Source organism: Paenibacillus sinopodophylli (assembly GCF_005930355.1).
In the GTDB taxonomy this organism is placed as follows: domain Bacteria; phylum Bacillota; class Bacilli; order Paenibacillales; family Paenibacillaceae; genus Pristimantibacillus; species Pristimantibacillus sinopodophylli.
Map to the genome: position 1 here is coordinate 22,650 of NZ_VDBO01000010.1, position 16,376 is coordinate 39,025.

Genomic DNA, 16,376 nt, shown 5'->3' on the forward strand with positions numbered 1-16,376 from the left:
TAGATAAACAGCAATAACATGTATATGGAACCTTCTCCTAAATACATATTTTACTATAGTCCACTTAACACTTTCTGAACAAAATAGAAATAAACCAAGTCTCCATAAATATTTTTTGTAAATGTGCCCAATTAGCTGATAACAGATGATATTTACAAAAATAATTAGCAACAAAAGGGCTACCAACCCACTTCTTGATCTTTATCCCCTCTGAACGGCTGATTCCGTTTCTTTGAGCCGTTTTCTGTACTTGGAGCTTTGATTGAGAAACATTATCAATTATAATGGTTTTATACAGATGCCTCAGGGGAGAACGATATGACTAATAATGAACAAGTACGACTGTGGAATGATACTTACATACAAATTGTCGATATACGACGCCGTACAATGGAACAAGGAGAACGACTTGTGGATTACCAATTACCCGCCTGTGCGTTTCTTTATTCCGTGCGCGGGCAGTCGCAGATCTGGTTAGACCATCAGCCGCATGACGTGAAGCGATTTTATTTATTTCATGGCAGCAAAGGTGCAAGATTAACTATTTGGGCAGAAGAAGAGCTGGTCTATTATGTCATTCTTTACAAGCCAATACTGGTACTGCAGCGAGAGCAGGAATTGTCCAAACCTACGTCCCTCGACTATCCCTTTATTCAGCGGTATGCGTTTGTGCCAGTGCGTCCGATCACTCTGCTCGAGATGACTGAGCAAATGTACAAAGAATGGGGATCCCTAACAGAGCTATCGCGATTGCAGGTGAAAACCGTTTTTTATCAGTTCCTTTATGAATGCATCCGCCAACGAGAGGAACAAGAGCTTGAGGCTCTTCCATCGGACTTTGCCGTTTTGGCTAGGAACTACATTGAAGAGCGCTTTGATACGCAGCTTACGCTTGCGGTCATTGCAAATGTGTTTAACTGTAGTGAAGGGCACTTATCCAGACAATTCAAACTCCGCTGGAACGTCAGCCCCATGCATTATTTGAGTCAGGTGCGTGTCGGCAAAGCAGTCAAGTTGTTAGAGCAAACGCATGCGACATTGCAGGAGATTGCGGAGCATGTCGGTTTTCCCGATGCCCACTCTTTCGGCCGCAGCTTCAAAAAACTTATCGGACTATCGCCTGCCCAATATCGGAAACCGAAAGACCACGATCTGGATTTGCCCAAGGTCATGCAAGGATTTGCACTTCAAGAGAATCAAACTCCCCCTTATACTGATATTGAAAATCATTTTCAATACATTATGGGGAGAGAGTTATCAATGCAGAGAAAAACAAAACTGGCATTTGCGTCATTTGCCATGAGCATGGCATTACTATTGAGTGCATGCGGCGCAGGGAATGCAAATGTCAGTCCATCACCGGCCTCAACAACTCAGGAGACCGGAACAGCCACGAATTCCGAGAGCACACCAGCTGAACAAAAGACACGTATAGTGTCCACTGCCAATGGTGATGTCGAAATTCCTGCCAATCCGCAGCGAGTCGCTGCCGATCAATATATGGGTCACTTGCTCAAGCTGGGTATTGTTCCTGTTGGGGTCAGAGAATTTATGCTGCAAGAATCTTGGCTTGAGAAGTCTGGAATTGCCAAGGAAGTGCTGGACGGCATCGAGAATCTTGGCGATTTCCCAATGAATCTAGAGAAGCTCACATCACTGGAGCCAGACCTAATTATCAGTTCTATTAATGAGAACGTTGAGCAATACGAGAAAATCGGCACCACCGTATCTATTCCCTATTGGGAAGAACTCTCGACGCCTGATCCGTTGGAAAAATTCCGAAAAATAGGCTCGATATTCGGCAAGGAGCAAGAAGCTGAACAATGGATTAGTGACTATAAAGCGCGTGTAGAAGAAGCAAAAGAAAAAATTAAAGGCATTGTAAAAGAAGGCGAAACGGTCTCCATTATTCAAATTGGTTGGAACGGGCTATACGTCCTTGCTGCTGAAGGTGGAGCTTATGGCAGCTCGACGATATATCAAATGCTGGAGCTGCCACCAACACAACAGGCAATGAATATGGAAAAAGGTTTTGAAATTATTTCAATGGAAGTGCTGTCAGAGTACGCTGGTGATCATATCTTTATCTATGGTGCGGATGACGTGGGCAGCGAGACTGTATTGGACAGCCCACTGTGGAAGATGCTTCCTGCCGTTCAAAAAGGTAACGTATATGCATACGGCTCCTCTGGAGAGAAGAGCGACGAATTCGTCATGGATGATCCTTTTTCAATGGACCTTCAACTGGAGAAAGTCGTTAAAGTTATGATAGAAACACAATCATAATCCGTTGAGTCGTCCGTCCAAACATAGGTGGGCGAACGCCATCTTACTCGAACGCTCTTGTTAGCGCTTGGTTACGGTGTTCTCAAGCTTGCGAAGCTCGACATCGAGGGCGCGGATCGCTTTGAGGTAAGTAATCTGCATTATACCGTAACTGTGCTTGAGGTTTATCGCAATAAGATGGAATCCTCTGCCAGTGTCCTCACTGGACATGCGATTGCAAGGCTGCACGGCAACAGCGAATCCATAGAAGAAGTTTCGATTGCCAAGGTCAATGAAGATGGCGAACTGGATGCTGTCAGATAAAGGCTGCTGGTAGACGCGGTTATCGTCAACCATGGTGTGCGAGGAGATTTTGGCGGAATAACAAAATGGGGTCTGGAAATGGACCCATGGAGTATTCAGGTCAACGAGAAATTAGCCACCACGCTACCTGGTATCTTCGTCGCAGGAGACTCGGCAAACTATGGAAGCAAGATCACACTGATGGCAGGAGCTTTCACTGATGCGGCACTGGCTGTAAATAGCGCAAAGCTGTATTTGGAACCGGAAGCATCGAAGATGGCTTAAGCATGTAAGCTGAGATGCTCGTTCGATACACCCAAGCTCATTTTGAGCTTGGGTGTTTTCAGTGACCGATTCCCTCATCGAGCCTCCTTCTATTCCCTGCACACAGGCGAACCCCTAACCTCTTCACTGACAGCGATGGAATGGCTGTCCGCAGCAGGCCGATTAAAACCGTAAAAACCTTGTCCTGTCTGGGTTCTTGACGTTCGCTTTCCTACCTATTCGGACGGTTTATGATGGTTGGGGACGAAGTTCGTCACCAATTCGTCCCCATAAAATAATATTCGTGTTTCCGCATACCACATGTAAGAATCTTGCTTTAACCATACGAATGATTCGATGTGTCGAGCAGACAGTAACAACAATTATGTACTTATTGACTGCTTTTTTCACTTTCTAGATTCAACTTAGTCAAAAGCATAACAACCGCTTCAGCTCTTGTTGTCCAAATGGCAAGATGATCCGATATTAAAGTCCCTCATTCTCATTCTCTTTCTCCTCGTCCTCTTCCTTTTTATTCGAATCAGGGCGCCGCGGATTGACCGTGCCAAAGATATGATACGGTGTTATCCCATTTGAAAATAGGCTATCTACCAACTTGACCAATTCTTCCGACGATAGATCTTTGCCGTTGCGTATCCAAAGGCGAAACATAGATATTAATGTTGATATGTAAAACTCAATTATGTACGGTGCTAAGGCATCATTTGTTGGAAAGTCCACAATCAATCTCTCAAAGGGAATTTCTCTTTTCAAGCGTTCAACAAAATGAACAGTACCATAGTCGCCCAAGAGGGCTTTAAGAACTGAAATTTCCTCTGCATTTTCCAAGCATTGAAGTGCATCTTGGAAAGTATGTGTAGAAAACTCTCTGCTTGCCATTTCCTCGTTAATGGATTTAAAGACACGCTCTTCAACGCTGTCCAACAACTCATAGATATCCGTATAGTATTGATAAAATGTACTGCGATTATATCCTGATTGGTTAGCAATCTCTTGAATGGTTATTTTTTCAATTGGTTTTTGGCTATATAAATCACAGAATACATTTATAAATGTTTGCCTTGTTTTGTCCGTAATTTCAGGTTGCTTATTCATTATTTGCCTCCATTTTCTGTTCAATCGGTTATACGACAGATATTAAAAATCTGATGGTTGATGACCGTATAGTGAATCTATACAATAACATTATACAACACGTTGTTTTATCATCAACAAGGATTAATATATTTTCAGGAGGCTAATATGAGAATTTTATTCTTCGGTAGAGGTGTAATATCGACCCAATATGCTTGGGCTTTTGAAAAGGCAGGGCATACAGTTGAGTTTTACGTTAGAAAAGGGAGAAAAGAAACCTTCGGAAGCAACATAGAGCTTGAAATGTGGGATGCACGAAGAGGGAAACAGCTAATAAAAGAAAGCTGGAACGTCAAACTGCATGAGGAGATGAGCCCAAATTATGATCTCATTATTGTGAGTGTCAACACTGAACAACTTCCAGAAGCAGCACAATTACTATCGACTGCTGCTGGAAACACCCCTGTCCTAATATTCAATAACGTTTGGCAAGATTTGAAATCATCGATCTCACCATTGTCTTTGAACAATGTTGTCTTTGGGTTCCCAGGAGGCGGTGGCGGCATCGCGGACAATAGGCTTAGAGGTGGCTTTTTGAAAATACTATTTCTGGAAAAACCACGGGTAGGCACTGAACATATTAACAACAAGATCAAAGAACTATTTGAAAGTGCCCATTTTAAAATTAGTTGGATAAAGAATATGCAAAACTGGCTATGGAATCACTTTGCCATGAATGCAGCTATGGAAACCGAGGTGTTAAGACGGGGAAGTTTTCCAGCGCTCATAAACCATAGGGCCTCATTTGCAAATGTTGGGTTAAATATGAGAGAAATGATCCCTGTACTTAAAGCAAGAGGTGCAAAGCTTGATGCCATTTCTCTCATGTTGACTAAAATTCCACCGGCACTTCTCGGCACACTTTTTAACAAGGTTATTTTTGCAAAAGGTAGCTTACCGCGACTTTTTGTGGAATACAACAATAGCAAAGCAGGTTTTGCGGTACTTGAAGTTGTGAGAGAAGCAAGAAAGCTAGGCATACCTTTGCCACGTCTTTCTGTGGCATTTGAAAACACTGAACAACACACAGCATTCCACATGCAGAGTCAACGCAAATAATCAAAGAGGGTTGCCCTGAAGCCGATAAGTTCACAGCCTTCAGGGTCCCCCTCTTACTGCTGATCAGATGTCACCCGTTCAATCACTGCAAGCTGATGCAGCGTACGAATGAATTCGAACGCCACTTGCGCTAACGGCCATTCGCGCACTCCTCCTGTTTTCTCGCTGCTTAACTCCAGCTTCTTATTGCCTGTTTTATCATCCGTTACAATACTGGCGGTTACGCTCTATCTGACCTCAGTGAGGCATACTTACTCGATCGTACGAACTCGCGATGGGCTTCCTGAATCGAGTTCGTGCGCATCAGCAGCTCCTCGGAACCACCCTGCTTCAGTTGCCCGGCAATCTGCATCAGCTTGAATGTTTTGTAATAGTTCGCATCCGCTTTGCTACGACTATGCTGCAATGCGCCCTCATACGCTTGGCGTTCCATCGAGAGGCTCATTGCTTGATCATATAGACTGGGATCATATCGCTGTAAGTAGTTCATTTCGTCGGTGCGCAGCTTCTTGCCCCGCATAAGTATATTTCGAATAGATGTCAACTGCGTCTGATCCTGCGTTGCGTGTGCGTCCTTCCTTTGCTGCATCGCTTTGAAATAATCACTGACCGACTGCACGGATTTTATATTCACGCCTTTCCCCCCTAATTACAAATATCGTCACAAGCAACGATACCTTGGTCCAAGTATCCGCTTGTATCTCCCATGACAGCTAACTCTTCTTCGTCAAAAACCTACAAATATTACTTCTAATTTATCATGGTAGATTGCGTCATATATGAAATGTAAAGAAAACTTTATGTTCGCGCTTGCAACGCACCAACGGCAACCAGCATAGATCCTGCCCACCTGAGTCGTAACAATTGTCTCAGAATTGGCGGGGAGTGCCCTTAACCTCCTATTCTTTTGTTCGACCTGGTTCGCCACCACAAACACAGAAGAGGATGGCCCTCAGTCATCTATGATGACTTTGAAGTGCACCCTCTTCATCATTTTATTTTGGTGGAGCCTATGGGATATCCGAATCTTAATTCTAGGCTGACGCAACCGACTCGCCGAGGACCTCTACCGGTAGATTCAGACGCCGTGCTCCTCCGCATTCGCTCCGTCCGCGCGGACTGAACACCTGACCTCATCGCTGCCAGTGATGCGCTCTACCTCACAACTCCTACCAAGGAAGCGCTTCTTCCTTATGGAAGAACCCGCCCGTCGGCCCGTCAGCCGGAAGCGTCGCGAGCCATACCGCCGTTTCTGCACCTTCACTTATCTCCATCGGAGCGCCATCACCACCCATGTCCGTCTTCACCCAACCAGGGTGACAAGCATTCACCTTCACATTCGTAGTCTTTAAACGAATTGAAAGCTGTACAGTCCATGCGTTCAATGCAGCCTTGGAAGTCGTATATGCTGGCGCAGACGCACTTCCGAGCATTTCATCGGAGAGAAGTGTGCCCAGTGAACCTAGAATGCTGGATTGGTTTACAATTCTGCCTGCAGGACTCGCTTTCAAGAGTGGCAGCAGCGCCTCCGACAGTGCCTGTGGTCCGAATACATTCACCTCGAAGGAGCTTCTCATAACATCGAGCGTATTGCCCAAATGATCCAAATAAATGCCCGCGTTGTTCACGAGAATGTCTAACCTGCCATATTCCGATTCGATCCATTCCGTAGCGGAGCTAATATGAGTGCTATCTGTGACGTCCAGCTCGACGCCGCGCGCCTCGATTTTCTCCTCGCGCAGCTCGGCTGCGGCCACTTCAGCCTTCTCAATTGAGCGCGCTCCGAGAAGCACAATGATTCCCTGCTGACCTAATTGTCGCGCGATCTCCAAGCCTAGTCCCTTGTACGCTCCTGTAATCAAAGCTACTTTCTTCTCCATTGCCTTCTTCCTCCACATACGATTTATTTTGTACCCATTAGTACATTACTGTCGAAAAAAGAGGCTCACTTAAGTAAATGAACCAGTTGTTCAATCGCTCCCTCAACAACGTTGCGATCAGGCTGCGCCTTCATCATGACCGAAATACCGACTGCCGAGATTGTTAAAGCAGAAGCAACACTTGCTGCGTTCAGTTCGTCCGATAACTCTCCACTGCTAATGCCCTCTTGAATGGTCTCACGCAACAGCTCAGAAAGCCGCCACTGAAACTCTGATGTGAACTGGGCTAGGCTAGCGTTACGAGCGGCCATCTCAGTGAGCGTGTTCACGCATAAACAGCCCCATTCAGGATGCTTCCCGTCCTCATTATTGGTTATTCCGAGCAAATAGAGACGTACAGCCTCGCGTGCAGATGGAGCCGCGCGCAGCTTACTCCCAATATAAACAAGGCTAAGGTCAGCATATTTGCGAAGTGCAGCATGAAACAGCTCTTCCTTGTCACCGAAAGTACCATACAAGCTCGGCCGCTGTATGCCCATCGCCGCGGTTAGATCGCTGATCGATGTCGCTTCATAACCCTTCTGCCAGAACAAATGCATAGCCTTCAGCAAAGCTTGCTGCTCATCAAACTCGCGTGGTCTTGCCATACGCACTCACTCTTTCTGTACCAAATGGTATATAACCATTTTATACCACTTATACCTAACTGTCAATCCCCTCCAATAAAACATACAATCTTATCTCATCATATAAAAGCAAATAAAAAGGATGCCAGCCTTGGCTGATCGCCCGCTGACATCCTCCCTATTTAAAACGCTACGTCGGCCGCAATGCTATTGACGGCTAGTGTCCTCCTTAATTCTCATCCATCTCCAAAATACGAAGTAAAATTGTTGTTACTTCCGCTCTGGTTGCCACTGCAAGGAAGTCAAACTTACCGCCTTCCTTGCCCTGCATAATCCCTTTTGCATATAACGCACCAATCGCACCCTTTGACCACTCTGGGAATTTAGCGTGATCAGCAAAGCTTGCTGCTTTGTCCGCCTGGTCCTCCAGCTTCAAAGCACGAGCAATCATAACCGCAAGCTCTGCTCGTGTCAAACCGGCATTTGGACGCAGCGCCCCATCCGCATAGCCGCTTAGAATGCCCGCTCCTACTGCCTGCTCAAGCGCTTCTTTTGCCCATGAACCAATGTCGGCTTCATCTTTAAAGCCATGCTGCTTTCCATCTCCCTCCACTTTCAATGCGCGGGTTAACATCACCGCAAATTCAGCACGGGTTACCCCCGCATTTGGCTTGAAGGATTGATCCTTATAGCCAATCACAAAGCCTTTTGCCACTGCCTTGCGAATGGCGTCCTCTGCCCAGTGTCCAGCAATATCCTTCAATGCAATCTGGTTTTCTTCATTCCCGCCATTATTGCCATCATTATTTCCACCGGTGCTACCGCCGTTGTTGCCACCATTATTACCACCGTTGTTACCGCCATTATTGACAGGCGTTGTATCAACTACTGTAATCGTCAGTACCTGCGGCTGGCCTGCGCTAAACTCGAACGTTAGCTGCACAGTACCTTTTTGTAAGGTCCCCAAATAAGTCGTCGTAATCGTTAATTGATCGCCATTCACAACATAATCGGTCCCAGCCTGCAGAAGTGCACTGCCGTTCTTAACGGCCGTTAGCGTATTCCCATTAAGCTCCAGCCCTACAGTAGCTGCTTGCTGCTTGCTAGGATTCAAGTCAAACTCGGCAGCAGTTGGGCTGATTACGCTAACTTGATCGATAACTTGGATACTGTTAAGAAGCTCCGTCTTAGCTTCGCCGTCTGTCATAATAGCGATAAAGTTGCGAGCCATCGCGATATCCGCAGCCGATCCTGAAGTGAGAGCTTTTGAAACAGCAGCCCTTGCCGATGCTTCTAGCTTTTCATTGTACTCTCCCGCTTCTAACAAGAATAAATCTGTAAATAAATTCGAGTTCTTTAAGTGTCCGCCTACAACTTCAAATGTGGCTCTGGTGCTGTCGGATTCCTGTGAGCCGTCAGATTCATTGAGCATGGTTGATATTCCGATTCTTCCGTTCGCAAGCTCCGATATTGGATTGTGATGAACCGTATTGAACGGAATTTTCAAATCGTAAATCGTCGTTTTCGCATCTTCATCTCTCGTAATGTTTGCCACGATATCGGTTATCGGAGCAGTCGGTGCATTCGCGCCTGTAGGACGAGTCCAAGCCCATGTTATGACTTCGTTGTCATTGGTGAGCGCGAATCCCAATTCATTCCGCGTTGTACTGTTCGTTGCAGGATTGCGTAAATCAATGCCTAACTGCAAATTGTCCTCTCTCCATATGTTTCCTCCGGCCTGGTTATTGAAGTGCACGTCGTCCGTAACGACAATATAGGCATATAAATGACTGTCGTCCCATGCGAAATGCGATGCTAAGCTGAGATCTTGCGGACTATCCCACGTTCCCGATGCTACATAATCTCTTGTATTCATTGTAAAAGCAGGAGTTGAGGCACTCTTTGCCGGATTCTCCACGCCGGAAGAGCTAACCTTTTCAGCATACACTGCATCAAATTTTTCCGTGTAGGCATAGGAATTTCCGTCCTCGAGCTGAAGCTCGAATGTGACCAGACCTGCAGCGTAATAAGGTAAATCTACCGTTACGGATTCGCCTGCCGCTAGTGCATTAAATTTGACGGGAGCAAAATCCTCGGCATAAGCCGCAGGGGAAACCATCGATAATGTCCCTGGTGCAGAGGCTCTTCCTCCGACATTATACTTAAAGCTAATTTGTTGTTTGTCCCCGTTCTCGGTTAGGTTAAATATAAACGGTTCCGCCATTAGATCTGAACCGTAGATGCCGTAAGGATTGCCCACTGGCGTGCTGTTTCTGAGTCCAGATGCGTAAAAATTGTTGCTAAGCTCAATCGATGTGCCGCCCTCGCGCAGCATGGCATACACATTATTATTCTGACCGTCCTTTGACGGCTGGAAGTAAGAGGAGTATACATGCGCCGTTCCGCCGTGAACATCAATAGCCGGATTGCCGCCGGGCAGCTGAGTAAAGTTTGCTTGCTGGAGACGAACGTTACCGTTATTTACGATAGCTCCCGCAACGGTCGGACTTCCCCAGAACGCGCTGTTGTACAGGACAAGTTCAGCGTCTTGATGAATGTTGGTGGTATTAGCGACATCACCCATTCTGACATACGCTCTGTTTGGCTCCGTAGGTATGTTCGTATTAACCAATTCCGAGTTGATCGCGATGATTTTGGTATGTTCGTCCGCGTCTTCCACATAGAGAGCGTACGTGGTTCCATCCGAGCCGTGACCAATCATCGTCATTTTTCCAGGGTATGCGAATTCGCCGTTCCCCAAGTCTCTTTTTAGGAAGTGAATGCCGTATACTGAACCGAAAACGAAATTGTTGAAAATCGTCTGGTCATCCACATCTGCGAATTTAAGCGCACTCATGTATCTTTGTACGAATCCGTACAAATCACCAGTAGGTGCCGTATAGCCTTGACCGCCTGGAAGCCTCAACGCATAATGCGGATTGAATTGCATATTTCGGATAAATCCGCCTTCCGCGCCTCCTCCGACCCAGATTCCTGCTCTGAGGAGCGTACCGCCTAAATAATCGACATAGTGACCATCGGTTTGATAGGAAGCCAGGTCAATACCTTTGTCGCCTATTGGAATCGTTAAGTTGATCGCATAAACGCCTGCGCCTTGACCCTGCACCAAAAATGGTGTTTTTAGCGTTTGCTCAGGGTTTTCGAGGTTCACGCTCGTTATATTCGCTTGCGTAATGACAAGTCCCCTGAGACCTGCGTTTGCCTTAAGCTGTATGAGTGAAGCTCCATTCTCTCCCTGCGCTCCACCGGTATAAGCTGTAAAGATCGCCGTGCCGCCGCCTTGTGTATGGTGCTGAACGTCCCATGTCCCTCTAAGCTCAACACCTTCTGGAACGATGATTGGACTATTCAGTCTATATCTGCCACCTGGTAAATATATCGTGCCACCGCCGTGCTCTTCTTTGATATAGTTAAGAGCTTCCTGCAATTTTGCAGATATATCCACTGTCGGCGCATTGCCCGTTAACGAGCGCGGGAAGTCAAGTCTAAGTACTGCGTTTGATGTCGGTCTCGGATGTACGTCAATATCTGTTTTTACGTCTTTCGGAATAGGTTCAAATACATATTGTACGTCATTAAAAATTTGTACTGTCGTGTTATTGCCATCAGCCTCGACATCAAGCTCAAGACTATCGATATGCGCGGCAAGATTAGCACTCTCGATGTTAAGATTGTAGCCAGAATTCACCGATTTGAACGTTCCGAAGTTTGTACCAAGCTTTACATGGCTGTCAGCCTGCTTGAAGCTGCTCTGACTGACTAATGCGTTTCCTCTGCCTAGGAAATTCAGAGCGAAATTCTCATATTCGTTGAACGTAGAATCCTCGAACGAAATAACTCCGCCTCTGGCGTCGCTTACAATCGGACCATAGAAATCAACACCATTGAATTGAACGGATGTGTTGAAGCGTTCGTTGAAATATACGGATGTGTCGCCTTCGAATTCCGAATCCGAGAATAACAGACCGAAGCCGTTAGCATGGTCAATATAGATGCCGGTTTCGCTGTCTTCTATTTTCAATCCGTAGAATTGTGCGTTAGGAGCTTCGTCGCCGCCTGGTTCTCTTCCGATCCACATGCCCGTCTTATATCCGGAAATGTATAGGCCCGCTACGTATTCCCAGTCGGAACGGTGCATCATGAAGCCGGTAGCATTCGCTCTTGTGTAGCTTCTCGTTTCGGCCAGAGTCGGTGCGCCGTCAAGTCCAGAATTCGCCCAATATTTCGGATCAATGCTAACGTCCTCGATACGTCCGATGTCTGTACATGTGTGAACTACGATGCCTTTATAGAGGGCCGTCATATTGCTGTTCACAACATAATGCATTTCGCTTGGCAGCGAGATGAATCCTCCCCAAGCATTGACTAATGTAACGTTATCGAGCGTCGCGCTGTTGCCCGTTCTTTGGAAAAATGTCCAAGGATACGGAACTCCTTTTATATCCTCGAATTCCCCTGTCTTCTGACCATCTGCGTTTCTCTTTTCAACCGTAGTTGTCGCATGAATATCCTGATTCGGATACCATACCGAAAGGTTCGTTACACCTGTCCCTTGTTCCATGTCGATAAATCGATCGGACACGTTGGCTACTTTTTTGCCGCCTGTCTGATCCTCTCTCTCGTCAGAGTCAACATACGTGTCATAATTAGCGGAATTATGACCAGCATATACGGCGAGAATGGTTCCGTCGATTTTACCGTCGTAATCATTCGCATCCGGGTTATCCCATTCACCGCGGAGCTGTACGCCCGCCCGCAAATTTAATACTTGCTTATATTCGTAAGTTGTATTGCCAGTCGTGCTTTTAACGCTTATGGTTCCGGCCGTTTCCGTATAGAATGCATAGGTTCCCGCCGGAATATAGACTACGCCGCCGCCGTCATTATAAGCCGCGTCAATCGCCGCTTGGAAAGCCGCTCTATTATCGAAATCAACTATGCTTTCCGCTGCTGCCATCTCTACTGTTTTCGCACCGAAAGCAAGTACGTTAAAGTCGGAGATCGCCCAATCTTTAGCGTCGTATTCCTGTGCAATAGCCGTTCTCATATGTTTTGCGTAATCATATCGATCAGGAACGGTCAACGCAAATGTTTTCGTCTGAATAACAGGAGCGGCTACCGGTCCTCTTTTTATCGTCGCCGTAAGCGTTACATCACCGCCGCCGTCCGGACGGTTTGTCGGTATCACGCCTGCAGCAGTTATGAGAGCAGCGGCTGATGTCGCCCAAGTAATATCCGTCATATTGTCACCCATTGACGGAAGCACCAAGTTCGTCGTCACTTTATTCATGCCGCCGTCAGCCTCAGAAGCATTCACGCCTTTGATTAAATCCCACGTCAGTTTATTCAACATATCGTTTACCGCATCCTCATCGGTTCCCGTACCTGTTCCGCGAACCACAATATGAAATGTTTTTACAATCGGAGCTGCCATACCCTTGCTCACTGTTGCGCTGAGGGTTACAGCTGTGTTCTCTTCTAGACGAGTAACTGCACCAGTGTCACTATTGATTACCATGTTATTGGTAGATGTCCACACAATGCTCGTTCTCGCTGAGCCTGACTTGGCTAGAGTCAAGCTTGTTTCAACCAGATCCTGTCTGACATTCGTACGCTTGATAGCATCCCACGTTAATGCTTCCGAAGCAAGAATGATCGCTTCTTCATCAGTTGGAGGAATTTCGGTTATTCGAATGCTCTGAATGATTGCCCCCTCCGTACCGATACGGAAATGCGCTCCTTGATTCTGTGCGCCTATTGCAAAGTTTGCTCCGTTAAGCACAGCTTTCGAGGTTACCCAGGAGTTTCCGCTTCCAGTCGCGGGAAGGGTCGCTGATCGATATGCTTCAAATCCAGAAAAGCTGCCTGGATAAATGGTGTTGTATTGTAACGAAATACCGCTCGCTGCGCTCGGTCTCCAGTATGTGACCGCTAATTCAACCTTGTTTGCCTGCTTAAGATTAAGATCATCTGCAATCACGTAGATAAAGTTGCCAACCTTCACTGCGTCTATGCCGCTTTGCGTTACAGCCTCAACCGTGGTACCGTTGTCTCCGCTGAGGCTAATGCCTATGCCGTTGCCTTGAAGGCCTGGATAAGGCCCCGCCGGATTTCCACCGTCACCGAATCCGCTGCCAATTTCATCAACCGCAGCAAATGTTGCAGGATCATTGAAATCTATGAATACTTCAGCAAGCTCGTTAGTCGTACCGGCTACTATTAGACTAAATGTTTTGTAAACAGGTGTCGCAGCGCCTTTGGTTATGGTCGCCTTAAGGATAACGACTTTATCTTCGTCAGGATCGCGAGTTACATTCCCAGTTATGGTATTGATTATACCTGCCGGTTCAGCCGACCATACGATAGCCGTACTATTCGCACCTGTCGCCGGAAGAATCAATGCCGTTCTTACTTCAGATTGAATAGCATTCGAATTCCTGATCGTATCCCATGTTAAATGTGCTGCAGCGTCCGCTATGGCTTGATTATCGTCAAGATGCTCGAATTTAACTCTTGTATGCGTCCCTGCGAACGAATACTGCGTATTTGGAGCTGTACGTGCGAATGCGTAATAGCTGTTGCCTGTCGGTTTGGTAAGTGTCGCAGCATATGCTCCGTTACCTAACGTACCCGTTATCCAATCGCCGACTGCTGGAGCGTTGCCTGTGCTGTTGATCGCGAACTGCACAGCTTGGCCGTTTGTCGGAGCAACTGACGATAACGTAACGTTGTTGGTTGTTTCAACAGCTGCAGGAATAGGTTTCGGCGAATCCACCGTATTCTGGAAACGCGGGTTCTTGATATAGATGTCGCCTTGTGGCACAGCAGCCCATTGCATCTGCAATCTCCCAGCCTCTACCGTGTCCAAATGAACGGGATTGAAACCATTCGGAGAATTTGCTGATGATAATTGCGCATAAACAGTCATCCATTCATTGGCATGTCCATTTCTGAGCTCGTTAACATTAAGGTGGAGACGCGAATTGGTGTCAAGATTGTTACCCCCAGAAGCCATTGCAATCCAGTTATTCCCACTGAAATTCAATAGGTCCGTATGCGTAACGTACATATCAAACACAAAATATTGATTGGCGTAACCGAGTACATCCTGATTGCCTCCGCTGTTTATAAACCGAGCATCCCAAAGCCGTTCAGCGCCAGCACCTATTTTCCCGGCGCCTAGCTTAACCGCATTATTTCCGTCCGGAGCAACAGCATTGTTCGTTCCCTCTTCTATATTAGGAAAATACGTCGCAGCCTGAGCATTTACCGCCGCAGGCACGGCTTTCACAGTTGCGGTAAATGTTTGTGTAGCACTAGCATTACCCTTGGTTATTGCCGCCGTGAGTACGACGGTTTTGTCTACTTCTCTATTAAATAAACGATTTACGCTCCCCGTGTTGCTTATTGCCGCATTGTCCGAAGACCACGCAACGTTAGTTGTACCTATTGTTGCAGGAAGACTGAGTTGTGATTTCACATCGTTAGTCGAGGAATTACTACCTTTAATCGTATTCCATGTCAGAGACGACGCCGCCTCATTAACTAATGTTTGTTCGTCAATAGTCGTTACGGTACTTCTTGTAGATGCGCCGATAAAGTTGTAATTGCTGTCTGCTTTCGCGCGTGCGAATACATAGTAAGTATCTGCTGAAGGTAATATGGCGAATTGATGCGTATAAACATTACCGTTTTTACTTCCATCCACCCAACCGGATGCGGGAGCGATCCCATTTTCACTTATTGCGAATTCCACAGCTTGCCCGCTAGCCGGTTCGTTCGCAGATACTGTTTTTGTTGCTGTATCCAGTGTGGGATTCGTTGACGGTGAAACCGGAACGCCTAAATTACTTTTCTGGAAACGCGGGTTTTTTATGAAAACATCGGTGCTAGGGACGCTCGTATCCCATTGCAGATGCATGGCCAGTCTCGTTACTTTGTCTAACCACGCGTCATTGAAGCTCCCAGCGACAGTACTTGATGACGACAATTTCGTATAGACCGTCGCCCAAGTGCCCACCGCTCCATTCGTGACACCGCTTACATTAAGCTGGAGTCGAGAATCGCTGTTAAACTTGTCCCCGGCGGGATTGCTGTCGCTTACGACGACGATCCAGTTATTTCCTTGCATATTTCTAAAACTCGCATTTGGAATATACATCTCGAATACGAGATAGCCGTCTCTGTAGGCGGATACATCTTTTAGTGGCGCCACACTCGGCGTAAAGAGATTATCCCAAGGACCCCCGTTCTTTGAGGTTCCGGTGTTTAAACTCCAGGCTGTCTGTCCGTCTGGAGCAACGGTTTCTGTCGCCGTATTTCCATCTGCACCTGCATTTACGGTCAATAGTGATACGTCATCTCCCCACGCCGCGCTGACTGTCATAGCCGGAGAATACAAAGTAACTAGCATCGAAGTCATAAGTAAAAGCGCTATTAAACGTCTTTTTATCATTCTGAAATTTCCTCCATATCACATATTTTTAGGTTTTGAAGAAATCCCCTTACATTTTATAACCATAAAAAATGATTCGTTAATATGAACCCCTCATGTGTGGCCGACAGTAAATTCCCGCTTTTATGCTCGCCGTCGCATCACCTCTTCTACTCCATTTGTCCAATCCTGAAAAAGCACATCCATCCACAACCGACTACTTGTTAGCGTTTTCACGAGTTCAAAAAAATAACAGGATGCAAGAGCGATAAGCGTACGTGCAAATAACGTAATCTCATTACTTCTTTCACCCTGTAATACATTCCCGGAACATCAACTGTTTTATTGTGGACTGATCTTATCATACGA

Annotated in this window: 7 protein-coding genes and 1 pseudogene; 3 read left to right on the plus strand and 5 right to left on the minus strand. The window is 46.4% G+C overall.

Annotation, left to right across the window (positions count from 1 at the left end):
- Positions 1–411 precede the first annotated feature (411 nt).
- On the plus strand, positions 412–2,286 hold the full coding sequence (locus FGT79_RS23960) for an AraC family transcriptional regulator (protein ID WP_246096590.1): 1,875 nt from the start codon (positions 412–414) through the stop codon (positions 2,284–2,286).
- Between the two features lie 30 nt (positions 2,287–2,316).
- A pseudogene (locus FGT79_RS32645) lies at positions 2,317–2,853 on the plus strand (NAD(P)/FAD-dependent oxidoreductase); the annotation flags it as partial.
- A 465-nt stretch (positions 2,854–3,318) separates the two neighbouring features.
- On the opposite strand, the gene FGT79_RS23970 reads toward FGT79_RS32645, so the two are convergent.
- Positions 3,319–3,948 (minus strand): TetR/AcrR family transcriptional regulator, encoded by a 630-nt coding sequence (locus FGT79_RS23970; RefSeq protein WP_138755384.1) that lies wholly within the window; start codon positions 3,946–3,948, stop codon positions 3,319–3,321.
- Between the two features lie 147 nt (positions 3,949–4,095).
- Here FGT79_RS23970 and FGT79_RS23975 point away from each other — a divergent pair, with 147 nt between their 5' ends.
- The gene (locus FGT79_RS23975) at positions 4,096–5,046 is read left to right on the plus strand and encodes a ketopantoate reductase family protein (RefSeq protein ID WP_138755385.1); all 951 of its coding nucleotides are present in this window, start codon (positions 4,096–4,098) and stop codon (positions 5,044–5,046) included.
- Positions 5,047–5,266: 220 nt separating this feature from the next.
- Here FGT79_RS23975 and FGT79_RS23980 read toward each other — a convergent pair whose 3' ends face one another.
- The 4 genes from FGT79_RS23980 to FGT79_RS23995 all read right to left on the minus strand — a co-directional run bounded on the left by FGT79_RS23980 (position 5,267) and on the right by FGT79_RS23995 (position 16,028).
- The gene (locus FGT79_RS23980; RefSeq protein WP_138755386.1) at positions 5,267–5,680 is read right to left on the minus strand and encodes a hypothetical protein; all 414 of its coding nucleotides are present in this window, start codon (positions 5,678–5,680) and stop codon (positions 5,267–5,269) included.
- Positions 5,681–6,215: 535 nt separating this feature from the next.
- Positions 6,216–6,926 carry an SDR family oxidoreductase gene (locus FGT79_RS23985; RefSeq protein WP_138755387.1) on the minus strand — a complete coding sequence of 237 codons (711 nt, stop codon included), beginning with the start codon at positions 6,924–6,926 and terminating at the stop codon, positions 6,216–6,218.
- Between the two features lie 65 nt (positions 6,927–6,991).
- A complete protein-coding gene (locus tag FGT79_RS23990; RefSeq protein ID WP_138755388.1) occupies positions 6,992–7,573 on the minus strand; it encodes a TetR/AcrR family transcriptional regulator in 582 nt (193 codons plus the stop codon).
- A gap of 208 nt (positions 7,574–7,781) precedes the next feature.
- Positions 7,782–16,028 (minus strand): immunoglobulin-like domain-containing protein, encoded by an 8,247-nt coding sequence (locus FGT79_RS23995; protein WP_138755389.1) that lies wholly within the window; start codon positions 16,026–16,028, stop codon positions 7,782–7,784.
- Positions 16,029–16,376: the final 348 nt, after the last annotated feature.